Origin of the sequence: Streptomyces sp. cmx-4-9 (genome assembly GCF_046548835.1) — a bacterium.
GTDB lineage: Bacteria > Actinomycetota > Actinomycetes > Streptomycetales > Streptomycetaceae > Streptomyces.
The window spans coordinates 301,040-326,444 of record NZ_JAEBEE010000002.1; the positions used below are offsets into that span (position 1 = coordinate 301,040).

24 protein-coding genes are annotated in these 25,405 nt (G+C 74.5%); 12 read left to right on the top strand and 12 right to left on the bottom strand.

Annotated features, from left to right (window positions below; all coding sequences use genetic code 11):
• Positions 1-136 precede the first annotated feature (136 nt).
• From ACLJTM_RS07455 to ACLJTM_RS07470, 4 genes are all read left to right on the top strand, one after another.
• Positions 137-730, top strand: a complete 594-nt coding sequence (locus ACLJTM_RS07455) for a histidine phosphatase family protein (RefSeq protein ID WP_411102618.1) — start codon at positions 137-139, stop codon at positions 728-730.
• A gap of 72 nt (positions 731-802) precedes the next feature.
• Positions 803-2,362, top strand: a complete 1,560-nt coding sequence (locus tag ACLJTM_RS07460; protein WP_411102619.1) for an APC family permease — start codon at positions 803-805, stop codon at positions 2,360-2,362.
• A gap of 29 nt (positions 2,363-2,391) precedes the next feature.
• Positions 2,392-2,826, top strand: coding sequence for a universal stress protein (locus ACLJTM_RS07465; protein ID WP_411102620.1), 435 nt, complete (start codon positions 2,392-2,394; stop codon positions 2,824-2,826).
• 332 nt (positions 2,827-3,158) lie between these two features.
• Positions 3,159-4,664, top strand: coding sequence for an FUSC family protein (locus ACLJTM_RS07470; RefSeq protein ID WP_411103263.1), 1,506 nt, complete (start codon positions 3,159-3,161; stop codon positions 4,662-4,664).
• A 48-nt stretch (positions 4,665-4,712) separates the two neighbouring features.
• On the opposite strand, the gene ACLJTM_RS07475 is transcribed toward ACLJTM_RS07470, so the two are convergent.
• Complete coding sequence (locus tag ACLJTM_RS07475; protein WP_411102621.1) at positions 4,713-7,019, bottom strand: HelD family protein; 2,307 nt, start codon at positions 7,017-7,019, stop codon at positions 4,713-4,715.
• A gap of 147 nt (positions 7,020-7,166) precedes the next feature.
• On the opposite strand from ACLJTM_RS07475, the gene ACLJTM_RS07480 reads away from it, so the two are divergent.
• The 3 genes from ACLJTM_RS07480 to ACLJTM_RS07490 all read left to right on the top strand — a co-directional run bounded on the left by ACLJTM_RS07480 (position 7,167) and on the right by ACLJTM_RS07490 (position 10,304).
• Positions 7,167-7,760: a GNAT family N-acetyltransferase gene (locus ACLJTM_RS07480; RefSeq protein ID WP_411102622.1), complete on the top strand. Its 594-nt coding sequence runs from the start codon at positions 7,167-7,169 to the stop codon at positions 7,758-7,760.
• A 272-nt stretch (positions 7,761-8,032) separates the two neighbouring features.
• On the top strand, positions 8,033-9,181 hold the full coding sequence (locus tag ACLJTM_RS07485; protein ID WP_411102623.1) for a nitric oxide synthase oxygenase: 1,149 nt from the start codon (positions 8,033-8,035) through the stop codon (positions 9,179-9,181).
• A gap of 55 nt (positions 9,182-9,236) precedes the next feature.
• On the top strand, positions 9,237-10,304 hold the full coding sequence (locus ACLJTM_RS07490) for a lactonase family protein (protein ID WP_411102624.1): 1,068 nt from the start codon (positions 9,237-9,239) through the stop codon (positions 10,302-10,304).
• A gap of 87 nt (positions 10,305-10,391) precedes the next feature.
• Here the strand turns inward: ACLJTM_RS07490 and ACLJTM_RS07495 are convergent, their stop codons facing one another.
• The 3 genes from ACLJTM_RS07495 to ACLJTM_RS07505 all read right to left on the bottom strand — a co-directional run bounded on the left by ACLJTM_RS07495 (position 10,392) and on the right by ACLJTM_RS07505 (position 13,265).
• Positions 10,392-11,303 carry a sirohydrochlorin chelatase gene (locus ACLJTM_RS07495; RefSeq protein ID WP_411102625.1) on the bottom strand — a complete coding sequence of 304 codons (912 nt, stop codon included), beginning with the start codon at positions 11,301-11,303 and terminating at the stop codon, positions 10,392-10,394.
• A gap of 95 nt (positions 11,304-11,398) precedes the next feature.
• Positions 11,399-12,085 (bottom strand): uracil-DNA glycosylase, encoded by a 687-nt coding sequence (locus ACLJTM_RS07500; protein WP_411102626.1) that lies wholly within the window; start codon positions 12,083-12,085, stop codon positions 11,399-11,401.
• 88 nt (positions 12,086-12,173) lie between these two features.
• On the bottom strand, positions 12,174-13,265 hold the full coding sequence (locus ACLJTM_RS07505) for a WD40/YVTN/BNR-like repeat-containing protein (protein WP_411102627.1): 1,092 nt from the start codon (positions 13,263-13,265) through the stop codon (positions 12,174-12,176).
• A 209-nt stretch (positions 13,266-13,474) separates the two neighbouring features.
• Between ACLJTM_RS07505 and ACLJTM_RS07510 the strand changes: the two genes are divergently transcribed.
• From ACLJTM_RS07510 to ACLJTM_RS07520, 3 genes are all read left to right on the top strand, one after another.
• Positions 13,475-14,812: a wax ester/triacylglycerol synthase family O-acyltransferase gene (locus ACLJTM_RS07510; protein WP_411102628.1), complete on the top strand. Its 1,338-nt coding sequence runs from the start codon at positions 13,475-13,477 to the stop codon at positions 14,810-14,812.
• Between the two features lie 93 nt (positions 14,813-14,905).
• On the top strand, positions 14,906-16,021 hold the full coding sequence (locus tag ACLJTM_RS07515; RefSeq protein WP_411102629.1) for an NADH:flavin oxidoreductase/NADH oxidase: 1,116 nt from the start codon (positions 14,906-14,908) through the stop codon (positions 16,019-16,021).
• Between the two features lie 91 nt (positions 16,022-16,112).
• Entirely contained in the window at positions 16,113-16,466 is a 354-nt protein-coding gene (locus ACLJTM_RS07520; protein WP_411102630.1) for an ArsR/SmtB family transcription factor, read from the top strand.
• Here ACLJTM_RS07520 and ACLJTM_RS07525 read toward each other — a convergent pair.
• A complete protein-coding gene (locus ACLJTM_RS07525; RefSeq protein ID WP_411102631.1) occupies positions 16,457-17,830 on the bottom strand; it encodes an FAD-dependent oxidoreductase in 1,374 nt (457 codons plus the stop codon). The genes ACLJTM_RS07520 and ACLJTM_RS07525 overlap by 10 nt on opposite strands.
• A gap of 53 nt (positions 17,831-17,883) precedes the next feature.
• Positions 17,884-18,573 carry a DUF305 domain-containing protein gene (locus ACLJTM_RS07530; protein WP_411102632.1) on the bottom strand — a complete coding sequence of 230 codons (690 nt, stop codon included), beginning with the start codon at positions 18,571-18,573 and terminating at the stop codon, positions 17,884-17,886.
• An 85-nt stretch (positions 18,574-18,658) separates the two neighbouring features.
• Here ACLJTM_RS07530 and ACLJTM_RS07535 point away from each other — a divergent pair, with 85 nt between their 5' ends.
• Positions 18,659-20,134 carry an LVIVD repeat-containing protein gene (locus ACLJTM_RS07535; protein ID WP_411102633.1) on the top strand — a complete coding sequence of 492 codons (1,476 nt, stop codon included), beginning with the start codon at positions 18,659-18,661 and terminating at the stop codon, positions 20,132-20,134.
• Between the two features lie 17 nt (positions 20,135-20,151).
• Here ACLJTM_RS07535 and ACLJTM_RS07540 read toward each other — a convergent pair whose 3' ends face one another.
• From ACLJTM_RS07540 to ACLJTM_RS07560, 5 genes are all read right to left on the bottom strand, one after another.
• Entirely contained in the window at positions 20,152-20,787 is a 636-nt protein-coding gene (locus ACLJTM_RS07540; RefSeq protein WP_411102634.1) for a TetR/AcrR family transcriptional regulator, read from the bottom strand.
• Between the two features lie 139 nt (positions 20,788-20,926).
• A complete protein-coding gene (locus ACLJTM_RS07545) occupies positions 20,927-21,355 on the bottom strand; it encodes a hypothetical protein (RefSeq protein WP_411102635.1) in 429 nt (142 codons plus the stop codon).
• Positions 21,352-22,026: a phosphatase PAP2 family protein gene (locus ACLJTM_RS07550; RefSeq protein WP_411102636.1), complete on the bottom strand. Its 675-nt coding sequence runs from the start codon at positions 22,024-22,026 to the stop codon at positions 21,352-21,354. Before ACLJTM_RS07550 ends, ACLJTM_RS07545 begins: the two co-directional genes overlap by 4 nt.
• An 83-nt stretch (positions 22,027-22,109) precedes the next feature.
• Positions 22,110-23,048: a M56 family metallopeptidase gene (locus tag ACLJTM_RS07555; RefSeq protein WP_411102637.1), complete on the bottom strand. Its 939-nt coding sequence runs from the start codon at positions 23,046-23,048 to the stop codon at positions 22,110-22,112.
• Positions 23,049-23,129: 81 nt separating this feature from the next.
• Positions 23,130-23,717 (bottom strand): DUF5134 domain-containing protein, encoded by a 588-nt coding sequence (locus tag ACLJTM_RS07560; RefSeq protein ID WP_411102638.1) that lies wholly within the window; start codon positions 23,715-23,717, stop codon positions 23,130-23,132.
• 130 nt (positions 23,718-23,847) lie between these two features.
• Between ACLJTM_RS07560 and ACLJTM_RS07565 the strand changes: the two genes are divergently transcribed.
• Complete coding sequence (locus ACLJTM_RS07565; protein ID WP_411102639.1) at positions 23,848-24,387, top strand: GNAT family N-acetyltransferase; 540 nt, start codon at positions 23,848-23,850, stop codon at positions 24,385-24,387.
• A gap of 7 nt (positions 24,388-24,394) precedes the next feature.
• On the opposite strand, the gene ACLJTM_RS07570 is transcribed toward ACLJTM_RS07565, so the two are convergent.
• The gene (locus tag ACLJTM_RS07570) at positions 24,395-25,078 is read right to left on the bottom strand and encodes a glycerophosphodiester phosphodiesterase (RefSeq protein WP_411102640.1); all 684 of its coding nucleotides are present in this window, start codon (positions 25,076-25,078) and stop codon (positions 24,395-24,397) included.
• Between the last annotated feature and the right edge of the window lie 327 nt (positions 25,079-25,405).

The following is a 25,405-nucleotide window of genomic DNA, read 5'->3' on the forward strand; positions in this document are numbered from 1 at the left end:
GCCATCAGGAGCCCTGCCGGCCAACTCGCACCGTTTTCGCATCGAATTTTCGGCGCCTTTCGGCGGGTGGCCCGGGACACGCGCCCCCCGGCCCCCGCGCCGACCTGACGCAGGCCCAGGCCGTAGGCTCAGCAGGGTGAGTGACCTGTTGCTGGTGAGGCACGGTGAGACCGCGTGGAGCGCCACCGGACGGCATACCGGGCGCACCGACGTGCCCCTGACCGCCCGGGGCGTCGAAGAGGCCCTCTCGCTCGCCCCGTACTTCCGGGACCGGCGCCCGGCCCTGGTCCTGACCAGCCCGCTGCGCCGGGCCGTCGCCACGGCGCAGCTCGCCGGGCTCTCCGACGGCCTGCCGGAGCCCGACCTCCTGGAATGGGACTACGGCGGCTACGAAGGCGTCACCACCGCGGAGATCCAGCGGAGCCGGCCGCACTGGTCCCTGTGGACCGACGCCGTCCCGCCCGGCGACGCGGCGCACCCCGGCGAGAACGCCGCCCAGGTCGGCGCCCGCGCCGACCGCGTGCTCGCCCGCGCCGCCCCGGTGGTCGCCGCCGACGGCGCGGACGTGGTGCTGGTCGCCCACGGCCACTTCCTCCGCGTCCTGACGGCCCGCTACCTGGGACTCCCGCCCGAGGAGGGCCGGCTGTTCCTCCTGCGCACCGGCACGGTCAGCACGCTCTCCACGGAGCACGGCCTCCCGGTGATCTCCGGCTGGAACACCCGCCCCTGACGCCGCCCCCTCGCGCGACCCGCCCGGCCGCCCCGCCTCGCGCCACGGCGGCCGGTGCGTGACGATGCGTACATGGCCCACGACGGTACGGGCGGCAGCGGCCCCGGCGGCCCCCGGCCCGGCAGGACGGACGGCACGCGCCCCGAGGACGGCACGGACGGCGCCGCAGGGCTCAAGGCGGACGCGATCGGCTTCCTCGACGCGCTCGTCATCGGCCTGAACTCCACCTCGCCCGCCTACTCCCTGGCGGCGGTCCTCGGGCCGATCGTGGCCCTGGCCGGCATCTACGCGCCGGGCGTGATGCTCGCGTCCTTCGTGCCCATGCTCCTCATCGCCTCGGCCTTCTACTACCTCAACAAGGTCGACCAGGACTGCGGGACGACCTTCTCGTGGGTCACCCGGGCCATGGGCCCCTGGGCGGGCTGGCTCGGCGGCTGGGCCATCGCGCTGACCGGCGTCCTGGTCATCGGCTCGCTGGCCGACGTGGCCGTCCACTTCGGGCTGCTCGCCGCCGGCCTCGACAGCTGGGCGGTGGACCCGGTGGTCCGCCAGACGCTGACCGTCGTCGTCATCCTCGCCATGACCGCCATCTGCGTCATCGGCACCGAACTCTCCGCCCACCTGCAGAACGTCCTGATCCTGGCGCAGGTCTTCTTCCTGCTGGCCTTCGCCGTGGTCGCCTTCCACCGGGTCTACGCCGGCACCGGCACCCTCGACTCGATCGAGCCCTCGGTCGCCTGGCTCAACCCCTTCGGCGCCGGCGGCAGCGCGCTCACCGGCGGACTGCTGCTCGGCGTGTTCATCTACTGGGGCTGGGAGTCCGCGGTCAACCTCACCGAGGAGGTCGAGGACTCCGCCACCGCGCCCGGCAAGGCGGGCATCTGGTCGACCGTGGTGCTGCTGGTGACGTACCTGTCGGTGGGCTTCGCGGTCGTCGCCTACGCGGGTACCGCCTTCCTCGCCGAGAACGCCTCCGAGGAGGAGGCCGTCTTCGCCGTCCTGGCCCACGAGGTGATGGGCGGCTGGGACTGGGTCGTGCTCCTCGCGGTGTGCACCTCCGCGCTCGCCTCCACCCAGACCACGATCATCCCCGCCTCCCGCACGGCCCTGTCGATGGCCCGCCGCCACGCCCTGCCGCCCGCGCTCGCCCACATCCATCCGCGGTTCCGCACCCCTGACGTCAGTACGTGGTGGGTGGCCGGCATCGCCATCGGCTGGTACCTCGTCATCAACCAGATCAGCGAGAACGCCCTGCTGGACTCGCTCACCGCCCTCTCCCTCCTGATCGCCTTCTACTACGCGCTCACCGGCCTGGCCTGCGCCGTCTACTACCGCCGCCACCTCCTGGAGAACGTGCACAACTTCCTGCTGATCGGCGTCGGCCCCGTCGTCGGCGCCGCCCTGCTGGCCTGGCTGCTCGTGGAGTCCGTCACCGACATGGCGGACCCGGAGAACTCGGCCGGCGGCGTGTCCTGGTTCGGCCTCGGTCCGCCCCTGGTGATCGGGATCGTCATCGGCCTCGTGGGTGTGCTGGTCATGGTCTTCTGGCGGCTCAGGGACGGAAGGTACTGGCAGGAACGCCGGGGGGTCGCGGATCCCGACCTGGTCCACGGCACGCAGCAGAAGCCCTGAAGAGGCACCGCCCCGGAGAGGAGACCCCGATGTCCGTCGTCCTGGGGTACGACGAATCACCCGGAGCGGAACGTGCCCTGCACGTGGCTCTGAAGGTGGCGACCGCCTTCGGCGAACCGCTCGTCCTCGTCTACGGGGCGGCGGCTCCCGGCGTCACGGGGGAGGAGCACCGGGCCCACCGCGAGGCTGTCCGGCAGGCCGGCGTGAACGCCCTCGCGCGCGCCGTCCGGGCCGCCGACGAGGCGGGGGTGCCCTCGACGGTCGAGGTGCGGGACGAGAAACCCGCCCAGGCCCTGCTCGCCGCCGCGGAACGGCACCGCGCGCGGGTCATCATCGTCGGGAGCTGGGGCGACAGCCCGCTCCGCGGGGCCCTCCTCGGCTCCACCCCGCACAAGCTGCTGCACCTCTCGCCCGTCCCCGTCCTGTGCGTGCCGACGGAGAACACCGGAGCGGCCCCGCAGTGACCGCCGCGCCCCGCCCCGGTCCGGCCGCACCCGCCCCGGTCCGGCCGCGGCGCGGCCCCAGCCGGGTGGTCCGATGGCCCGCCAATGGCCGCCAGAGCCCGCCGCCGAATGGGCCAATGGCCCACCTTCCCTCACACGAGTTGAGCCAGTGGGCCCTCGGATGATTGTCTGTGGCGTATCCATGTACTGACGGCGCCGCGCAGCGCCGGACGGCAACGAGGCCGGATCCGGACCGCGGTGCCTTCGCCGTGCCCGTCACCGCCCACCACCCCCGGGCGGCCGCGAGTCGGCGCGCACCACTGCAAGGGGGGCGGCACACCGCCGTGAAGAAGATGTTCGTGGCTCCGGACCCGGGGCGAACCAGGCTCAGGAACTCACTGCGCGCGGTGACCGGCATCGCCCTGGCCGTGGCCGCCGCCGAGCTGTGCGGCCTGTCGCTGACCGCGTCCATCACCGGGGGACTGGCGGCCCTGCTGGCCCTGTTCACCGTCGGCGACTCCAGCGTGCGCGCCCAGCGGGTCACCACGGCCCTGCTGCCCGCCGCCGGATTCCCCGTCCTCGCGCTTGCCACGACCCTGCACGGCGTGCCGCTCGCCCGGGACGCGGCCTTCCTCGCCGTCGTCTTCGCCGGGGTCTACGCCCGGCGCTGGGGGCCGCGCGGGCACGCCCTCGGGATCTTCGCCTTCATGCACTTCTTCGTCACCCAGTTCCTGCACGCGGTGCCCGCGCAGCTCCCCGAGCTGTACGCCGCCGTCGGGCTGGCGCTGCTCTGCGCCGGGGGCGTCCGCTTCGTGCTCTGGCCCCTCGAACGCCGCATCCCGCCGCCGGCCGCCCCGCCCGCGCTGCCCGGCACGGGCCTGGCCCGGCCCACCACCCGGCAGGCCTTCCAGACCACCGCGGCATGCGCCTTCGCCCTGGGCGTCGGCCAGTTCCTGTCCGAGGACCGCTGGTACTGGGCCGTCGGAACCGCCTGGTGGATCTTCGTGAACACCGCCTCGCGCGGCGAGACCCTCGTCCGCGGCTTCCGCCGCGTCCTCGGCACCGTGATCGGCATCGCCGTGGGCCTGCTGATCGCGGTACCGCTGCACGGTGCGGCCGTGCCCACCGCCGCACTGGTCGCCGTCTGCGTCTTCGGCATCTTCTACACCGCGCCCGTCTCCTACAGCTGGATGATGCTGGCGGTCACCGTCATGGCCGGCCTGCTCTACGGGCTCCTCGGGGTGCTGCACCCCGGGCTGCTGCTCCTGCGCTTCGAGGAGACGGCGGTCGGCGCCCTCGGCGCCGCCCTCGCCGTGGTGCTGGTGCTGCCCGTCACCACCCATGCCACCAACGAGGCGTGGATCCAGCGGGCCCTGCGCTGCGTGCACGCGGCCACCGGGGAGGCGGCCGCGCGGCTGGCCGGCTCGGAATCGTCCGACCCCGGCCCGTACGCCGCCGAACTGGAGCTGCTCCTGGCCCGGGTGCGGATGGCCCTGGCGCCCCTGGTGCATCCGCTCAGCCCCTTCCGTGCCCGCAAGGCGCGCGCCCGCCAGGTGATCGCGCTGCTGGACGAGTGCGCACGGGAGGTGCGCGGGCTGGTCGCCGTCGCCGCCGACCCGGCGGCCTCGCACGACGCCCGGCTCGCCGCCGCGTGCTGGCGGGTCGAGGCGGCGGTGGAGGCCCTGACCGCCGGGGAACGTGCGCTCGGCGAGGGCACGGCCGCCGACCGGGCGCAGGCCCGGACCACCCCCGCGGGCGAGCCGGCCCTCGCCCACCTGCACGGCCTGGAGCGGGCCCTGGCCGACCTGGCGGCGCCGCTGCACAGCGACCCCCGGAGCCCGCTCGTCCGCGCCGCCTGAGCCCGGCGGCCCCGCCCTGCCCGGGCCTGGTCCGGCAGGGCGCGGCCGTCAGCGCCGGTCCAACAGCTCCCCGGACGCCTGCGCCAGCCCGGCCGGCAGCCGTCCCGGGGAGTGCACCACGCCCAGGACCTGCGTGGCCCGGGTCAGCGCCACGTACAGGTCGCTCGGCGCGAACCCGTCCGGCTCCACCACGACCACCGTGTCGAACTCCAGCCCCTTCGCCTGCCGCGGGTCCAGGAGCACCACGTCCCGCGTCAGGTCCGGCTCCGCGCCCTCCCGGACCCCGGGCAGGACGGCGGCCAGCGCGCCGTGCAGGGCGCGCGGGGCGACGACGGCCAGCCGCCCCCCGGCCGGCGGACCCTGCCGCACCGCCTCCGCGACGGCCGCCGCCAGGTCCCCGGCCGCCCGGGCCCAGGGCCGCACACCGGTGGACCGCACCGACCGCGGCGGCTCGAAGCCGGGGTCGCGGGCCCGCAGCACGGCCGCGGCCACCTCCATGACCTCGGCCGGGGTCCGGTAGTTGACCCCCAGCCGGACCAGGTCCCAGCGGTCGCCCGCGTACGGTTCGAGGATCCGCCGCCAGGAACCGCAGCCCGCCTCGTCCGAGGTCTGCGCGGGATCGCCGACCAGGGTCATCGAGCGGGTCGGGCAGCGCCGCATCAGCAGCCGCCACGCCATTTCCGACAGTTCCTGCGCCTCGTCGACGATGACGTGCCCGAAGGCCCAGGTGCGATCGGCGGCGGCCCGTTCGGCGGTACTGCGGTGGTCGGCCTCCTCGTGCCGCTCCGCCATCCGCTCGGCGTCGATGACGTCGTGCGCCGCGAGGAACTCGCTCTCCTCGTCCTCGAACTCGTAGGACTGCGAACCCTCCGACAGGTCCAGCACCCCCTGCGCATAGGCGATGCGCCGCTCCCGGTCCCGCTGCTCCGCCGCCCGCCGGGCACTGTCGTCCTCCCCGAGCAGCTCGGCGGCCTCGTCCAGCAGCGGCACGTCCGCCGGGGTCCACTGCGGCCGGGCCGAGGGGGCCCGCCGCACCAGCTCCGCCTCGTGCGCCGGCAGGTGGGTGGGCTCGGCCAGGAAGTCGGCGACCAGCTGCCGGGGGGTCAGCGGCGGCCACAGGACGTCGATCGCGGCATGTACCGCGGGGCTCGTCGCGATCTCCTTGCCGAGCTGGGCCACGTCGTCGAGCCCGAGCAGGTTCGGGCCGCCGTACGGGTCCGCTCCCAGCCGGTCGGCGAGCTGCGCGGTGAGGGCGTCGATGATCCGGAAGGCGAAGGAGGGCCGCGCCAGGTTGTGCGGCAGCCCGGTGGCCCGGGCCCGGTCCCGCGCCTCGTAGGCCATGGAACGGTCCAGCAGCAGGGTCCCGTAATCGTCGTGGTCGATCTCCAGCGCGGGTTCGGGAACCGTGTCGTACTCCTCGCCGGTGCCCGCCGGAACCGTCTCCGGCAGCCCTTGGCGGTCGGCGACGACCTTCGCCAGCACCTGCGCCATCGCGGCCCGGCCCTTGACGGCGGCCGCCCCCGGCCGGTCGGTGCCGGTGGCGTGCACGCCGGGGAAGAGCTCACCGGGCGAGGCGAGCAGGACTCCCGTCTCGCCGAGCGCGGGCAGCACCCCGCCGATGTAGTGCAGGAATGCGGGACCCGGGCCGACGATCAGCACGCCGCGCCGGGCGAGCTGCTCCCGGTGCGCGTAGAGCAGGTACGCGGCCCGGTGCAGGGCGACGGCCGTCTTGCCGGTGCCCGGCCCGCCCTCGACGACCAGCACCCCGCGGTGGGAGGAGCGGATGACCCGGTCCTGCTCCGCCTGGATGGTGCGCACGATGTCGTGCATGCGGCCGGTGCGGGCGGCGTCGAGCGAGGCGAGCAGCACGGCGTCCGCGTCGGCGCCCTCGTGCCCGGTGCGCTCGGCGTCGGTGAGGTCGAGGATCTCGTCGTGGAGGGCGGTGACCGTGCGGCCCCGGCTGCTGATGTGGCGGCGGCGCCGCAGCCCCATGGGGGAGTGCCCGGTGGCCAGGTAGAAGGGCCGGGCCACCTCCGCCCGCCAGTCCAGGACGAGCGGGGTGCGGTCCGCGTCGTCGGCCCGGATCCCGATGCGGCCGATGTGGTGGTCGCGGCCGTCGGTGAACTCCAGCCGGCCGAAGCACAGCCCGTTCTCCCCGCCGTCCAGGGCGGCCAGCAGGCCCGACTGCTCGGCGACCACGACGTCCCGCTCCAGCCGGGCCTGGAATCCGCTGCCGACATCACGCAGAGCGTCCCGGACCGCCCGTCCGGCCTGGTCGCGCAGATCATCGAGGCGCCGATAGAGGTCGGTGACGAATTGCTGCTCTTTCCGGAATTCCTCGGTTGACAATTGCACTCCTGCCGCGTTACAGTGTCCTCGTAGAGTTCTTCATGTCGGCATTTTCATGCGCACATGAAATATCGAATATACGCCTTCCGATCCCTCCGCAGTCAATTGGCCCAGCCAATTCGACCGGGGGATTTTTTGCGTACGGTGGACTTCATGACCAGCGCCGCGCGCGGCTCCGCCGCCGGAATCGTCTACCGCCTCGCCCGTCCCGGCGACGCCGGCGCGATCGAGGCCCTCGACAGCTCCTTCACCACGGACACCGTCTTCGCGGTGGAAGTGGGCGAGGCCGGGTTCACCCTCCGCGAGACCCCCGTGGACCCGCCGGTGCGCAAGGTGTTCCCGCCCGAAGAGCACGATGAGCAGGGTGTGGGGGCGGGTGCGGGCGCCGGCGCCGAGGACTCGGCCGGCGACGCCCGCACCTACGTGGCCCTCGACGACGGGCGGGTGTGCGGCTTCGCCGCCGCCGGCTACTCCTCCTGGAACCGGCGGCTGACCGTCGAGGACATCGAGGTCGCACCGGCCCACCGCGGCCGCGGCATCGGCCGCGCCCTGATGGAGTGCGTGGCCGGGTTCGCCCGCGAACGGGGCGCCGACCACCTGTGGCTGGAGGTCAGCAGTGTCAACGCTCCCGCGGTGCACGCCTACCGCCGCATGGGCTTCGCCTTCTGCGGCCTGGACACCGCCCTCTACGGGGGCACGCCCGCGGCCGGTGAGCAGGCGCTCTTCATGAGCCGGCCCTGCTCGTGAGCCCTGCGGGCCTGCACGGGCCGGGCCCTGCGGCTCGGGCGCCCCGCCCGGAGGCCGTCGCCGCCGCCCGGTGAACTCCGTGAATTGGGGCGGATTTTAGAGCGCCGACCTCCCCTTCCGCAGGTCTTTGACCGAAGACCACTCGGAAGGGTGTTCCCTCCTTCCTGGGCGGGCGGCGTTGACCTGCGGCATGTACAACGGGTGATTGTTTACTGCACATTCATCCGGCACGTACAGGGTGGATCTGGTCGGACAGGGGGTAATCGCCCGGGATGGAAATACTTCAACAGCGCTCCACCACCGCCCAGGTGTGGGAAGCGGCCGAGGAGTTCATCCGACTCTTCCACCGGGAGAACAGGGACGCCGGTGATCCGCAGGCCCGACTCGCCGCCGTGCGGGCCGAACTCGCGGACACCGGAACCTACCGGCACACTCCCGACGAGCTGGTGCACGGGGCCCGCGTGGCCTGGCGCAACAGCAACCGCTGCATAGGCAGGCTCTACTGGAACTCCCTGCGGGTGCGCGACCGCCGGGAGGTCACCGACGGGGACGGCATCGCCGCCGAATGCTTCGAGCACCTGCGCGAGGCGACGGGCGGCGGCCGCATCCGCCCCACGATCACCGTCTTCGCCCCGGACGCACCCGGCCGTCCCGGACCGCTCATCTGGAGCGAGCAGCTCGTGCGGTACGCCGGGTACGGGGACCACCACTCCGTGACCGTCGGCGACGCCCGCAACGCCCCGCTCACCCAGGCCCTGCTGCGGCTCGGCTGGGGCGGGGGCCCCGGCACCCCCTTCGACCTCCTCCCGCTGGTGGTCCAGGGGGTCGACGACAAGCCCCGCTGGTTCGACACCCCCGCGGACGCCGTGCTGGAGGTCCCGATCGCCCACCCCGACGGGGAAGCCGGCGGCGACGGCTGGGACGACTGGCGGCTGCGCTGGCACGCCGTGCCCGCCATCTCCAACATGTGCCTGGAGATCGGCGGGATCCACTACCCGGCCGCGCCCTTCAACGGCTGGTACATGGGCACCGAGATAGGCGCCCGCAACCTCGCCGACGAGGACCGCTACAACCTGCTTCCCGCGGTGGCCCGCCGCCTGGGCCTGGACACCACCTCGGACCGCTCGCTCTGGAAGGACCGTGCGCTGGTCGAGCTCAACCGGGCCGTCCTGCACTCCTTCGACCGGGCCGGGGTCACCATCGCCGACCACCACAGCGAGTCCCGGCGCTTCCTGACCCATCTGGCGCGGGAGGAGCGCAGGGGCCGCGAGGTGGGCGCCGACTGGTCCTGGATCGTGCCCCCGATCTCCGGATCGGCCACCCCGGTCTTCCACCGCACCTACGAGGACCGGCCCAGCAGCACCGCCTACGTCCACCATGCCGGCGCACAGGAGCGCGCCCAAGGGCGGGATTTGGTCTAGACCTTCTGTTACCGTCGGCTCCGTACGGATCCGGGACGGCGGAGAGGGGCACCCAGTGGACGGCACGGACAGGACCGGCCGGAGCGCCGGACAGCGGTGCCACATCGGCTCGTTCACCTCGGGGGGCGGCCGCGGCATCACCACCGCGGCCGTGGATCCGGCCACCGGGGCCCTCACCCCGCTGGCGGCCTGCGACACCCTGGCGGACCCCTCGTACCTGGCCCTCGACCCTGCCAGCGGGGTGCTGTACGCGGTCAGCGAGACGGAGCCGGGCGCGGTGGCCGCCTTCCGGCCCGGCGCCCGGAGCCTCGACGCACTCGGCCCGGCCGTGCCCGTCGACGGCTCCGGCCCCACCCACCTCAGCCTCGCGGGCGGCCGGTTGTACACCGCCAACTACACCTCCGGCAGCGTCAGCAGCCTCCCCCTGGCCGCCGACGGCAGCCCGGGCGGCCCGCCGGCCGTCCTCGCCCACCGGGGCTCGGGGCCCGACCCGGACCGCCAGGAACGCCCGCACGCCCACCAGGTGGTGCCCGCCCCGGGCGGCCGCTGGGTGCTGAGCGTGGACCTCGGCACCGACTCGGTACGGGTCTGCGCGCCGGACCCGGACACCGGGGGGCTGCGGCTGCACGCCGAGACCGCACTGCGCGCCGGGACCGGACCCCGCCACCTCGTCTTCCACCCCGGCGCAGCCGTGGTCTACGTCGTCCACGAACTGGAGCCCCAACTGACCGTCTGCCGCTGGGACGGGGCCGAGGGGCGCCTGGAACCGGTTGCCGAGGTGCCGGTGGCTCCCAGGGCGGCTCCAGGCGCCGTACGGGCCTACCCCTCGGCGGTGACGGTCTCCCCCAACGGGCGCTTCCTGTGGGTCGCCGTCCGCGGCGCCGACGCCCTCGTCACCCTGTCCCTCGCCGCAGGAGCCCTGAAGCCGCAGGTCACGGGGACGGTGGACTGTGGCGGCAGCTGGCCGCGCGATCTCACCGCCGACCCCTCGGGGCGCCGGCTGTACGCCGCGAACGAACGCTCCGGGGACGTCACCTGGTTCGACGTGGACCCGCTGACCGGGCAGCCGGCCCGGGCCGGCTCGCTGACCGTCCCCGCCGCGACCTGCGTGGTCTTCGGCTGACGGCCCCGCGCCCGCACCACCGCCCCGGCGTACGGGTGCCCCGCCCCCGAATCCGGTGGCGGGGCACTCGTCCGTGCCGTGGACGGGTCAGTGCACGGCCCCCTGGGTGATCCCCAGCGCCGCCGCGTACTGGGTGACGGCCAGCTTGCCGAGCGCCGGGTACGCGCCGAGCACCTCGGCCGTGGCGCACTCGGCCTCCTTGCAGGCGGTGTCCAGCAGGCCCTCGGCGGCCTCCGGGCCGATCAGGTACGGGGCGAGCGCCAGCTGGGTGGAACCCTCGCGGCGCAGCTGCTCGGCGACCGCGGCCACCGAACCCTCCTGGTCGAGGGCCGCGGCCTGGACCGGCACGGCGAGCCGGGCGGCGAGCAGCATGCCCGTGATGCCGGCGGCCTGCACGGCCTCCTCGCCACCGGTGGTGGCCAGCACGATGCCGTCGGCGGCGGTGGTCACCGTGAAGAGCCGTGCCCGGTCGGCGCGGGCCAGGCCCGCCTCCGACAGCCGCACGTGCAGGCCCTCGGCGAGCAGCGGGTGCGGGCCGAGTACGTCGGCGAGTTCGGCGGCGGCCGAGGAGTCCATCAGGGCCTGGCGGATCCGCCGCAGCAGACCGCCGTCCGGGCCGGCCAGCAGCGGCACGACCACGGCGTCGGGGCCGGTCGGCGCGGGCACCTCGTGGCCGGCGGCGCGCGCGAACTCCGCGCGCGCGGTGCGCTCTTCGGCGACCGCGGTCAGCACGCCCGACAGGGACGGGAACTCGGAGGCGTCATCACCGTCGAGGAAGCCGATCCGGGCATCGAGGCCCGGCAGCTCGGAACGGCCGATGCTGATGATCTCTTCCGCGAGCCCTCGCGAGGCGGCCGAGGGGGCACCGGGCACGGCGAGCACCAGCGCGGGCGCGCCCTCGGGCGCCACCGCGGGCTCGGGCCGGCGGTGCCGTCCGGTCTGGCGGGGTCGCGGCATTCGTACGGGCAGGCCATTTGCGGGCCCAGTGGGGGAGCTCATGGCGCCGCATGCTACTGGCTTATCGGAACCGGGTGTTCGGGCAGGGCTGGCTCCGATGGCATCTGTCCGCATTTATCCGGTGAATGTGAGAAAGGTCAACTGACGGACGGCAAGCGCCAGTCCACAGGCTGTACACCCTGGCCTTCGAGCAGCGCATTGGCCCGGCTGAACGGCCGGGAGCCGAAGAAACCGTAGTCGGCCGATTTGGGCGAGGGGTGGGAGGACTCCACCACGGGCAGGTCCCCGAGCAGCGGCCGGAGGTTCCGGGCGGCCCGGCCCCACAGGATCGAGACCAGCGGTCTGCCGCGCGCGGCCAGGGCGCGGATGGCCTGGTCCGTGACGGCCTCCCAGCCCTTGCCCTGGTGCGCGTTCGAACGGCGGGGGGCGGTGGTCAGGGAGCGGTTCAGCAGCAGCACCCCCTGCCGGGTCCACGGGGTGAGGTCGCCGTTCACGGGCCGGCCGGTGCCCAGGTCCCGGTGCAGTTCCAGGAAGATGTTGTCCAGGCTGGGCGGTACCGGCCGCACCTCGGGGGCCACCGAGAAGGACAGCCCCACGGCGTGCCCCGGGGTGGGGTAGGGGTCCTGGCCGACGATGAGGACCTTGACCTCGTCGAACGGCTGCTGGAAGGCGCGCAGTACATGGGCTCCGGCGGGTACGTAGGTCCTCCCCGCCGCGATCTCGGCGCGCAGGAAGTCGCCCATGGCGGCGATCTGCCCCGCCACCGGCTCCAGAGCCCGGGCCCAGCCCGGCTCGACGATCTCGTTCAACGGTCGTGCTGCCACGCTGGGTCACTCTACTGGCCCATCGGGGCCGTGCGGCACCCGCCGGACCCCCTGCGGAGGCGGGCCCGGCGGGTGCCGCCGGGGCGGGTCAGTCGCTCAGCTTCGCCGCCCGTACGCACAGCACGTCCGGCAGGTGGTCGGCCAGCAACTGCCAGTGGTCGCCGTCGTCGTGGCTGGCGTAGACCTCGCCGTTGCGGTTGCCGAAGTAGACCCCCGCCGGATCCGCGTCGTCCGTGCACAGCGCGTCCCGCAGGACCGTGCCGTAGTGGTCCCCCGTGGGCAGCCCGTGCGTGAGCGGCTCCCAGGTGGCGCCCGCGTCCCGGGTGCGGAAGACGCGGCAGCGGTGCTCCGCGGGGACCCGGTCGGAGTCGGCGTTCAGCGGGAAGACGTAGGCGGTGTCGGGGCGGTGCGGGTGGGCGGCCACCGCGAAGCCGAAGTCGGAGGGGAGGCTCCCCCCGATGTCGGTCCACCGGGCCCCCGCGTCGTCGCTGCGGTAGACCCCCCAGTGGTTCTGGAGGTACAGCCGGTCCGTGTCCGCCGCGTCCTGGGCGATCTTGTGGACGCACTGGCCGAACTCGGGGTACGGGTCCGGCAGGAACACCGCCGCCACCCCGTCGTTGGAGGGGGACCAGCTCGCGCCGCCGTCCTTGCTGCGGAACACCCCCGCCGTGGAGACCGCCACCGTCACCGCCTCCCGGTCGTGCGGGTCGGTGATCACGGTGTGCAGCCCCTCGCCACCGCCGCCCGGCACCCAGCTCTTGCGGCTCGGGTGCTCCCACAGCGGGCGGACCAGCTCGAAGGACTCGCCGCGGTCGGTCGAGCGGAACAGCGCGGCCGGCTCGGTCCCCGCGTACACCACGTCCGGGGCCTCCGGGCCGGCCGGATGGAGCTGCCACACCCGCTCCAGGGAGGCGCCGGTGTCCTTGGGGAACTTCACCGCCGCGGCGGCGGGCTCCCGCCAGCTGGCACCCAGGTCGTCGGAACTGAAGACGGACGGCCCCCAGTGGGCGCTGTCCGCCCCCACCAGCAGCCGGGGCGCGGGGCCCCGCCGGTCGATCGCGACCGCGTAGACGGCCTGGGCGTTGAAATGGGGCCCGTCGAACTCCCAGGGGCCGTCCCCCCGGCGCCGGCCGGTGAACAGTCCCTTGCGGGTCCCTACGAGCAGCAGTACGTCGGCCATGGCCGGCACCTCCGGACTTCGTCGTCCTCAGCGGCAATTCTTTTCGGCCAGTCTGCACCCCACCGCCGACAGGAGCCCGGTGGCGCCGCGGGTCGCTGAACAGGTGACCGGTGCCGACCCATCACGGTTCTTAAATGGTCGTTGCTTGCATCTTGGTGTTCGGAATCGATTGACTTCAGCTCTCTGCTGTCATATGCGAGAGGACCTCAGTGCCCACTGAGCACCTGTCTCCGCTGGACCTCGCCTTCTGGCGGATCGAATCCGCCGCCCATCCCATGCACCTCGGCGCCCTCGCCGTCTTCGAGGCTGCGGGTTCCGGCGCCGCCGAGCGCGCCGCCGCGCTGCTCGCCGAACGCTGCGCCGCCCTGCCCGGCCTGCGCCGCCGCATCCACGACGTCCTGCTGCCCGTCGGGGCGGCCGCCTGGTCGCCCGACCCCGGCTTCGACCCGGCACGGCACGTGTTCCTGGTCCGGACGGACGCCGCCGGTCCGCAGGCCGCGGCCGGACCGCTGATAGCGCGACCGCTGGACCGGGAGCTCCCGCCGTGGGAGGCCCACGTGCTGGCTGGGCCCGAGCCGGACTCCTTCGCCGTGCTGTTCAAGTTCCACCACGCCCTCGCCGACGGGCTGGGCGCGCTCGCCCTGGCCGCCGCCCTGTTCGACGAGGGCCCCGCCCTGCGGGGACCCGCGCAACCGGTGCCCCCGCAACGGCCCGGTTCCGCCCTGCGCCTGCGCCGCCTCCCCGGCGCCCTGGCGGCCCGCGTCCAGGACGTCGGCCAGGCGCTGGAGATCGGCGCCGCCGTGGCCCGCGCCGGGCTGCCCGTCGGGGTCCCCACGGCCCTCACCGCCGACCCGGCGGCGGCCCCGGCCCGGCCGGGCGGCCGGGCCGTCGCGGGCCTGGCCCTGGACCTGGACGAGGTCAACCTGGTCCGCAAGGCCGTCGGGGGCACCGTCAACGACGTGCTGATCGCCCTGGTGGCGGGCGCGCTGCGGCGCTGGCTCGCCGGGCGCGGCGACCCCGAGCCGCGGGGCGCCGGGCCGCGCGCACTGATCCCCGTCTCCCGGCGCCGCGGGCCGGGAGCGTCCGGCGGGGGCAACCGGCTCTCCGGGTACCTGCTCCGCCTGCCGCTCGCCGAGCCCGATCCGCTGCGCCGGCTGGGGTCCGTACGCCAGGGCATGGACCGCAACAAGGACGCCGGGCCCGCCCGCGGAGCCGGGGCGGTCGCCCTCCTCGCCGACCACGTGCACCCGCTCGGGCACCGGCTCGGCGGCCCGCTCGTGGCCCAGGCGGCCCGGCTGCTCTTCGACATCCTGGTCACCAGCGTGCCGCTGCCGGGCCTGACGTTCAGCCTCGGCGGCAGCCGGGTCCGCGCGGTCTTCCCGCTCGCCCCGCTGGCCCGGGGGCAGGCCCTTGCGGTCGCCGTCTCCACGTACAAGGGGACGGTGCACTACGGACTGGTCGCGGACGCCCGGGCGGTACCGGACCTGGCGGCCCTGGCCGGGGCCCTGCGGGCGGAACTCGACCTGCTGGTACGGGAGGTCTCGTAGTACGAGGAGTCTCGTAGTACGAGAAAATTCGTAGTACGGTGACTCTCGTACTCAACCGTTGCCGGTGCACCCGGCGACCTCTGGAGAAGCCTGATGAGCACTGCCGTCCCCGCTGCCCCGCCCGCCGGTACCGCCGCCCTGTTCACCCCCTGGACCCTGCGCGGGGTCACCATCCCGAACCGGGTGTGGATGGCCTCCATGTGCCAGTACAGCGCCGAGCCCTCCGGCCCCGGTACGGGCACGGCCAACGACTGGCACTTCGCCCACTACGGAGCCCGCGCCACCGGTGGCACCGGGCTGATCCTCCAGGAGGCCACGGCCGTCTCGCCCGAGGGCCGGATCTCCCCGTACGACCTCGGCATCTGGAACGACGCACAGGTCGAGGCGCTGCGCCGGATCACCTCCTTCATCGCCTCCCAGGGCGCGGTCGCGGGCATCCAGCTCGCCCACGCCGGCCGCAAGGCCTCGACCGACCGCACCTGGAAGGGCGGCCGCCCGGTCGGGCCCGAGGCGTACGGCTGGCAACCGGTCGCCCCGAGCGCCGTGCCGTTCGACGAAGGCCACCCCGTACCCGCGGAACTGACGGTCGAGCAGATCCAGGAGATCACCGCCCGGTTCGCCGCCGCAGCCGCGCGCTCCCTCGCCGCCGGCTACCAGGTCGTCGAGATCCACGGCGCACACGGCTACCTGATCGGGGAGTTCCTCTCCCCGCACAGCAACCGGCGCACCGACGCCTACGGCGGCTCCTTCGAGAACCGCACGCGCTTCGCCCTCGACGTGGTGGACGCCGTACGGGCCGTGTGGCCCGAGGAACTCCCGCTGTTCTTCCGGATCTCCGCCACCGACTGGCTCGAACAGGACGGCTGGACCGCCGAGGAGACGGTCCGGCTGGCCGGGCTGCTCCAGGAGCACGGCGTGGACCTCCTCGACGTCTCCACCGGCGGCCTCGCCCCGAAGCTCAGCATCCCGGTCGGCCCCGGCTACCAGGTGCCCTTCGCGGCCCGCGTCAAGGCGGAGACGGACCTGCCCGTCGCCGCCGTCGGCCTGATCACCGAACCCGGGCAGGCCGAGAAGATCCTGGCCAACGGCGAGGCCGATGCGGTCCTGCTCGGCCGCGAGCTGCTGCGCGACCCGTACTGGGCCCGCCGTGCGGCGGTGGAACTGGGCGCCGAGGTCCGCATACCCGCCCCGTACCACCGGTCCTGGTGACGGGGGCGGCCCGGGCGCCGGCCGCCCGGGCCGGCCCGGCCACGAGCTCTCGTACGATGGGGCCCGCAGCCCAGCGAGTGAGGAGCAGCGAATGACGGAACGGGACGCGGCCCGCACCCTCGCCCACCCCGACCCGGCCGAGATCCGCCTGGAGGGCGTCCTGCACGCGCTCGGGGACCCGCTCCGGCTGTCGATCGTCCGCGACCTGGCGGCTTCCGGCCCGGAACTGGGCTGCTCCGCCTTCGACCTGCCCGTCACCAAGTCCACCACCACGCACCACTTCCGCGTGCTGCGCGAGAGCGGCGTCGTCCGGCAGACCTACCGCGGCACGACCAAGTTCAACGCCCTGCGCCGCGCCGACCTTGAGTCCCTCTTCCCGGGGCTCCTCGACGCCGTCCTGCGCGCGGACCGGGCCGAGTCGGCCCGTCTGGCCGCTCAGGTCTGAGCCGGGCCCGCGGCGCCCAGGAGGCCGGCCCAGTCCGGGATCTTCACCGTCCGGCGGCCCAGCGAGCGGCCCCCTTCGGCCTCGGCCGCCTCGATGGCCAGCCAGCCCGGCCAGAGGACCGGCCGCAGGCCCGCGGCCCGCAGCGCGTCCAGGGGGTCGCCGGGGAGCTCCCGCCGGGCCAGCGCCCCCGCGTCCTGCAGCAGTGAGGACACGGTCTCCTTGGCGCACGGCCGGTTCGTACCGATCACCCCGGTCGGGCCGCGCTTGATCCAGCCCGCCACGTACTCGCCGACCGAGGCCCGGCCCGCGCGCAGCACCCGTCCCGCCGCGTGCGGGACGGTCCCCGAGGCCGGATCGAAGGGCAGGCCGGGCAGCGGGACGCCCCGGTAGCCGACGGAACGCAGCACCAGCTGCGCGTCCAGGTCCTCGTACCGCCCGGTCCCTGCCACCCCGCCCTGTCCGTCCGGGAGCGTCCGCTCGAAGCGCACGGCCCGGACCCGCCCGTCGGGCCCGCCCAGCACCTCCACCGGGCGCAGGTAGAACCGCAGGGTGATGCGGCGCGGCGCCGGCGGGGGACCGCCCGGCCCCTGCTCCGCCCAGCCGCGGAGCACCTCCAGGTTCCGGCGCGCCACCGCGGGGAGCGCCGCTGCCGCGGGGCCGCCGGCGTACGCGGGGTCCAAAGCCAGTTCGGCCGGGTCCGCCAGCGCCTCCACCGAGGGCAGCGTGCCCAGCTCCCGCAGCTCCTTGGTGGTGAACTTGGCCTGCGACGGGCCGCGCCGGGCCACCATGGCGACCGTGCGCAGCCCGCTCCCGCCCAGCGCCTCCAGCGCGGACTGCGGCATGTCGGTCGGCGCCAGCTCCGGCACGCCCCGGGCCAGGATCCGGGTCACGTCCACGGCCACGTTGCCCGCGCCGACCACGACCGCCGAGCGCACCCCGGGCAGGTCGAAGGCCTCGGCCGCGGCGTCGGGGTGCCCGCTGTACCAGGCGACGAAGGCGGTGGCGGAGTGCACCCCGGCCAGGTCCTCGCCCGGCACGCCCAGCAGCCGGTCCCGCGCCGCCCCCACGCAGTACACCACTGCGTGGTACAGCTCCAGCAGCCGTCCGGCCGGCAGCCGGTCGCCGCCGACCTCCACATGGCCGAGGAAGCGGATCCCCTCGTCCTCCAGCACGGTGCGCAGACTGCCCTGCAGCGACTTGATCTTCTCGTGGTCGGGGGCCACCCCGTACCGCACGAGTCCGTACGGCGCGGGCAGCCGGTCCAGCACGTCGACGCGCACCCCGGGGACCTCGCGCTGCTGGGCCAGCGCCTGCGCGGCGTAGACCCCGCTGGGACCCGATCCGACGACGGCCACTCGAAGCACGGCGGAGCTCCTCCCGCAGGTGGTCCCCAGCATGGCACCGGCCGCCCCGGACGTCAGCCCATCGCGCGCATCCGGTGGATCTCGGCGCTCTGCGTGGCCACGACCTCGTTGGCCATCTCCTCGACGAGCACGTTGTTCCCGTCGGCCAGGGCCTCGCCCGCCATCTTCAGGGCGCCCTCGTGGTGGGCGGTCATCAGCCGCAGGAACAACCGGTCGAAACCGGCCCCCCGGGCCTGTTCCAGTTCGCGCAGCTGCTGTTCCGTGGCCATCCCGGGCATCGCGCCGTGGTCGTGTCCGGCGGCCTTCGGCGCCGGGGCCGGGTAGCGGGTCTGCCACCCCTCCATCGCGTCGATCTCGGGTTTCTGGGCGGCGGTGATCCGTCCCGCGAGCCGTCTGACCCCCTCCGCCGAGGCCCGGTCCGGGGCGAGGGCGCTCATCGCCAGGGCCTGCCGGTGGTGCTCGATCATGCCCCGTACGTAGGCGTGGTCGGCAGCGTTGGGGCTGTCGTCGGGCTGTTCGCGCAGGGCTTGGTCCGGGGAGAGGGTGCGGGCCTTCTCGCCGGGCCGGCCGGGGGCGATGACCGCGGGCCGGCCGTCCTTCGCCGCGTCCTGGGCCGCGCCGCCCCCACCGTCCTCGCGGCAGCCGGTGAGCAGGAGCAGGAGGGCGGCTGCGCCCGCGGCGGCGAGCCGCAGGGGCCGTGCCGCCGAGCCGTTGGCGCCCCGGTGGGCTTTTGCCATGTCCATGGAAAGACGATACTGCCGGGGTCCTGGTTCCGTTCCCACGACGGACGGAACCGATCGGACTCCCATGGGAGGGCACGTGACGTCGATGCACACCACAAGAGTGCGGAACAGGAGTCTGGGCGCGGCCGTCGCCGCGGCCGGACTGCTCGCGGCGCTGTTATCGGCGGGAACCGCCGCCGCATCCCCGGACCCGGGCGACCTGACACCCGGAACCGGCGGGCAGCAGAGCAGCGGCCCCGCCGCAGGCCGGGAGGCGCTGCCCGGCGAGATCCCCGGCAAGGACGAGATCGTCCACAGCCGCAACATCAAGCCCCTGGCCAACATCCCCAGCACCTTCCCCGGCGTCACCAACTCCGACCTGGCCTTCCAGGGCAGGTACGCCTACGCGGGCAACTACAACGGCTTCACGATCTACGACATCGGCAACCCCCAGGCCCCCAAGACGGTCAGCCAGGTCCTCTGCCCCGGCGGCCAGAACGACATCTCCGTCCAGGGCGACCTGCTCTTCCTCTCCACCGACTCCTCGCGCAGCGACGACTCCTGCAACAGCGTCTCGCAGCCCGCGACGGAGAAGTCCTCGTGGGAGGGCATCAAGATCTTCGACATCAAGGACAAGAAGAACCCCAAGTACGTCAAGTCCGTGGAGACGGCCTGCGGTTCGCACACCCACACCCTGCTCGACGGCGGCAAGGACATCTACCTCTACGTCGCCTCGTACTCGCCGAACGAGGCCTTTCCCGACTGCAAGCCGCCGCACGACGGCATCTCGGTGGTGAAGGTTCCGAAGAAGGCGCCCACCCGGGCCGCGGTGGTCGCCTTCCCGGTGCTCTTCCCCGACGGCGGCAACCCGGGCGGCCCGGTCAACCCGGGCGTCTCGGCGACCACCGGCTGCCACGACATCACCGTCCTGCCGTCGAAGAACCTCGCCGCGGGCGCCTGCATGGGCGACGGCATCCTCTTCGACATCAGCAGGCCGGAGCAGCCGAGGGTCATCGACCGGGTGCAGGACAACGTGAACTTCGCGTTCTGGCACTCGGCGACCTTCAACGAGCGGGCCGACAAGGTGGTGTTCACCGACGAGCTCGGCGGTGGCGGCGGCGCCACCTGCAACGAGGCCACCGGACCCGACCGGGGGGCCGACGGGATCTACGACATCACCGGCCGCGGCGACCAGCGCAAGCTCTCCTTCCGCAGCTACTTCAAGATCCCGCGCCACCAGGCCGACACCGAGAACTGCGTGGCGCACAACGGCTCGCTGATCCCGGTCGGCGGGGGCCGCGACATCATGGTGCAGGCCTGGTACCAGGGCGGCATCTCGGTCTGGGACTTCACCGACTCGGACCGCCCCAAGGAGATCGCCTACTTCGAACGCGGCCCGCTCAACACGGACCAGCTCGCGGTCGGCGGGTCCTGGTCGGCGTACTACTACAACGGGCACATCTACTCGAACGACATCGCCAAGGGCCTCGACGTGCTCCGGCTCGACGACTGGCGCACCGACAGCGCCAAGCGGGTGCGGATGGACCGGCTCAACGTCCAGACCCAGCCCGACTACCGCTAGGCCGGGCCGGTCCGCGGTCAGCGCGGAATCGTTCCGCCGGACGGCTCGCCGCCGTCCGGCGGGACCCCGAACTCCCAGTCCAGCCCGTACCGCTGGAACAGCTCGGCCCGCAGCCGCGCCGCCGGCATCGGCGCCCCGGGCAGCAGGACGGCCACCACCGCGCCCATCAGCAGCGCCCGCAGCAGCGGGTAGTCGGTGTCCACGTCCCGGGACCCGTACCGGGCGACGGTCCCGCGCAGCAGCTCCGCCAGCCGCTGCTGCTCCGGGCACTGCACGAAGCCGTCGGCCGAGAGGATGCCCGCCATGTGCGTCCGCATCAGCCGCGGGTGCTCCCGGGCCAGGCCGAGGATCGCATCGATGGCCCGGGCGAGGAGTTCGCGGCCCTGCAGGGCGTCGGTGCGCAGCGGCTCGCGCTCCAGCGCCTCCTGCAGGGTCCGGTGCATCAGCCGGTGGACGGCCGACTGCAGCAGCTGCTGCTTCCCCGGGAAGTAGTACGAGACCAGGCCGCGGGCCGCCCCCGCCCGGTCGGCGATGTCGCCGAGCGTCGTGGCCTCGTACCCGCGTTCGGAGACGAGTTCGACCGTGGCCTGGAGCAACCGCTCCCGGGAACGTCTGCGCAATTCTTCATTGACCGATGCGCTGCGCGGGGACATGCTTACTCCTGCGTTGACTGGCTGAGAGCCAATATACGCACGGGGTCGTCTGCTCTGGGTGACACGGGGGATCGCCCAGAGCAGGCACACCGCACCGCCTCCGGCACCACCTCCCGCCCCGCACCGCGGCGCCCGCTGCTCAGGGGCCGTCCGGTCCCGCGGGCAGGACGAAGTGGGCGCCGTTCCCCGCGCCGTCGACGTGGACGACATGGCGGCCCACCCGGACCGTCTGGCTCCCCGCCGCGGACCAGGAGCCCTCCGGCGCGTGTCCGCCGGCCTCTTCGAGCGGCGTCCAGACTTCCAGGAAAGTGCTCCCGTCCGGGTTCTCCCCGGTCTCGACCAGCCCGGTCCCCTCCCGCCGCAGCATGCCCACGTCGTGGCCCGGGGCGCCGACCTCGTGGCGGAAGGTGACCTGGCGCCCGTCGTACGCGGTGGTGCCGGCGAACCCGCGGCTGTCGGCGTAGAAGGCGCCGCTCTGGAGCCAGACGACATGCCCGGTCTCCCGGAGCGGGCCGCCGTCACGACTGATGCCCGCGCGCAGCCAGGCGCCGGGAGTGGGTGCGTTCACGGCCACAGCCTGCCACGTCGCCATCCCGTCGCGAAGGCCACCACCGCGGCCCCCAGCAGCCAGCCGGCGACCACGTCGGAGGCCCAGTGCACGCCCAGGTAGAGCCGGGTGAGGCCGACGCCGACCACCGAGACCCCGGCCAGGGCCCAGGCCGCTCCCACCGCCGCGGCCGACAGGGCCGGCCGCGGCGCCGCCGGCCCTCCGGGTGTCCCGGGGCTCCCGCGGGGGAGCAGCCACAGCAGCAGGCCGCACACCACCGTCGCGGTCATCGCATGGCCGGACGGGTAGGCCGCGTAGTGCGCCGAGTCCACCGGATCCGGCCACACCGGGCGCTCCCGGCCCACCAGCGCCTTCAGTGTCTGCTGCACCACGGCGGCGAGCAGGACGGCCAGGGCCACTCGCAGCCCCCGGTCCCGGTCACCGCGCCGCCACAGCCACACGAAGGCGAGCGCGGCCAGGGCGCGCATGGTCCAGGGGTCCCACACCCAGTCGCTCAGCACGCGCACGGCCTGCGTGGCCCCCGGGTGGGCGACCGCCCAGGCGTGCAGGACCCGCGCGGTGCGCTCGTCGCGGGAGACCAGCGGCTGCCACTGCGCCCGCACCAGTACCGTCAGCGCGGCTGCCGACACCGCGCACAGGACGCCCGTCCACCGCAGTCGCTCGCTCCGCATACGATCGATCCTCGCAGCACCGGAACCTCTCCCACCGGCCTGGCGCGCCCGCGGAAGCGGCGGTTCCGATCTGCTCCGCGGCCTCAGGCCAACGTGCTCAGCCCCGGTACGAAGGCCACCAGCAGGGGGACCGCCGGCACCAGGGTGGCCAAGGCCGTCAGGCGCAGGCGGCGGGCCGCCGGCAGGCGGGGTGCGGCGGACAGCAGCCGGCGGACCCGGTGCGTCACGTGCGCCTGCGGGGCCGGGCCGGGGCCGAAGACCCCGCGGTCCTCGTTCAGCCCGACCAGGGCCAAGGCGACCGTCAGCCGCCCGAACCGCCGCGAGGCCACGTCGTCGGCGGCCAGTTCGACCAGCCGGTGCATCTCCGCTTCGAACGCGGCGAAGACCGGCACCCGCGGGAAGCCGCCGGCGAGCGCCCGCGCACAGTTCAGCAGCCAGTCGTGGCGGGCGGCCGCATGCCCCTGCTCGTGGGCCAGGACGGCGTCCAGCTGGCTCCCCTTCAACCGGCCCAGCGCCGCAGTCGTGACCACCAGCTGCGGGGCCGTCCCCGGCAGCCACCAGGCATCCGGCCGTGCCCCCTCCAGGACGACGAGCCGTGAGGCGGCCGGGTCCTCGCCGGGCATCAGCGGGGCCCGCACCAGCAGCTCGCTGCCCTGGGCCCGCCGCCGCGCCCGCGCCCGCAGCACCTCCACGGCCAGCTTGGCGCCCGTCCACAGGGCGCCGCCCGCCAGGACCAGCGCGGTCGCGGCGGCCCACGGCCCCCCGGACGCACCCGGCCCGTAGGCGTCGGCCACCCCGTGCGGGGCGGCGGCGAAGAGTCCGTCCCGCACCGCCAGCCAGGCCGCCGCCGCACTGAGCAGCATCGACAGCGCGAGGCACAGGAGCACGGCCCCGACCACGCACTGCCACGCCCACAGGGCGACGACGGGTTCGCGCTCGGGCCAGGTGGCCCGGGCCAGCAGCCGGGGGGCGAGCACCGCGGTCAGGGCGCCGAGCAGCAGGAGAACGGCGGGGACCATCATGGCCGCCAGCCTATGAGCGCAGGGCTACCTGCGGGTACGGCCTCGGCGTATTGGTGACGCAGGACACGTCCCCCGAAGCCCTCACATCGCGAGCAGCATGGCCAACATCCCGATGCCCATGGCCAGTCGGCAGGCCGGGGCCAGTTCGGCGTACGTCGGGAGGCCGTCGCCCGCCACGGCCTCGCCGCCGAGCGGCCGCCCGCCGCCCGCCGCCACCAGCCGGGCCCCGCCCAGCAGGACGTAGCCCGCGAAGTACAGCAGCAGCGCCCCGGTGACGAGAGGCAGTCCGGCGCCGTGCGAGGCGGCGCCGTGCCCGCCCGCGGACGGGGACCCCGCGGGCGCCACCGCCGTCAGCGCCATGTAGGCCATGGCCAGCGAGCCCACGAGGTGGTGGACGTGGTGCAGCCCGCCGCGCAGCAGCCACACCGAGTGCAGCGCCGCCGCACAGAAGACGGCGAGCAGGAGCCGCGGCCCCCAGGTGCCGGTTCCCGGCGGCGCGGCCATCAGGGCCATGCCGAAACCCATCAGCGCCTCGGCGGCCGCCGCGCCGCGCCCGCCGCGGCCGGCTCTGCCCGCCCGCACCAGGCAGGAGCCGCCGGCCACGGCGCACAGCAGGACCAGCAACCAGGCGGAGACGGAGGCGGGCAGGGACGTGGCGGGACCGTGCACGGCGGAACCTCCGGGTTCGTCGGCGTCACCGGAAGGAATGCCCGCCCGCGGGGGTCCGCACGCCGCTCCGGGATAGGCTCTCCCTGCCGTACCGGGCATGTCATATGCCATTGCGTAGAACGGAGTCCGCATGTCGACCGCCAGCCCCGCCCCCTTGAGCTTCCGCAGCGCCGTGGAGGCCGACGTACCGGAACTGGTGGTCCTGGTCGAGTCGGCGTACCGCGGGGACGCGAGCCGGGCCGGCTGGACCACCGAGGCGGACTACCTGGAGGGTCAGCGCACCGACGAGGACGGGGTGCGCGAGGTCATCGCCGCCCCGGACGGCATCCTGCTCGTCGTCGAGCGGGCCGGTGAACTCGTCGCCTGCTGTCAGCTCGAACACCGCGGGGAGTACGTCTACTTCGGGATGTTCGCCGTCCGCCCCGGCCTGCAGGGCGGTGGCCTCGGCAAGGAGATCCTGGCCGAGGCCGAGCGGCGTGCGGCCGAGGTGTGGGGAGCCAAGGAGATGCGGATGACGGTGGTGAACGTGCGGGAGGAGCTCATCGCCTACTACGTCCGCCGCGGGTACCGGCGCACCGGCGAGCTGAGCCCCTTCCCCTACGGCAACGAGCGCTTCGGCGTCCCGCTCCGTCCCGACCTGGCCTTCGAGCTGCTGGTCAAGTCGCTCTGAGGACGCCTCACGCCGTGAAGCGGCCCGTGCTGCGGATCTCCGGGTAGTCGGTCGCGGCCCCGTCCAGTCCGAGCGCCCGCGCCAGCCGCAGCTGGTCCAGGGTGTTGACCGTCCAGCCCGTCACCCGGAGCCCGGCCGCGTGCGCCGCCTCCACCGTCTCCAACGTCAGCCGCCGGATGTCCAGCGCCAGCGTGGCGGCGCCGGCCGCCAGCGCCCGCTCCACGACGTCCGGGCCGTGCGGGCGCGCGAAGAGCGTGGTCCGCAGGCCCGGCACCAGCCGGGCGGCCTCCGCCAGCAGCGCGTCCTGCGCGGAGGCCACCTCGACGCGGGCGCTCAGGTCGCGGCGCAGGACGAGCTCGGCGAGCGCCCCGGCGGCGGCCCGGTCGGCCACCGACACCTGCAGGGGGGTGCGGACCGCGTCCAGCACCTCCTCCAGGAGCGGCACCTGTTCGCCCTGACCCGCGTCGAGTTCACGCAGTGCGGCCAGGGTCAGATCGGCGACGGACCCCGAGCCGTCGGTGGTCCGGTCCACCTCGGGGTCGTGCAGCGCGACGAGGGCGCCGTCCTTGCTCAACCGGAGATCCAGGGCGATGACGTCCATGCCGGCCCGTTCCGCGCGGACGAACGACCGGAGGGTGTTCTCCGGTTCGACACCCATGACCCCGCGGTGACCGATGGTGAGGAAAGTCAAGGTTCTCTCGCTTCCGTCGACGGCGGCTCTCCGCGCGGCGACGGTGTCCCTGCCGGCCGCGCGCGATGAGGACGCATGCTAGTGCGCCGCGGATGTGAGGGGACCGCCCGTGCAGCCCCCTCGAAGGGCCGTCCGGCCGCATCCCGTCAGGGCCGTGCGCGCGCCGCCGGCCCCCGCGCGTCACCCGCCGGTGGGCGCGTCCCCGCCGGCTTGACGGCCTGCCGCCCCGGACCCCTCCGCGGGGCCCTCGCCGGGCTCCGCCAGGTCTGCCGACAGCGCCCCGGACCACGCCCCCGCCACCACCGACGACGCCATCACGTACGTCCG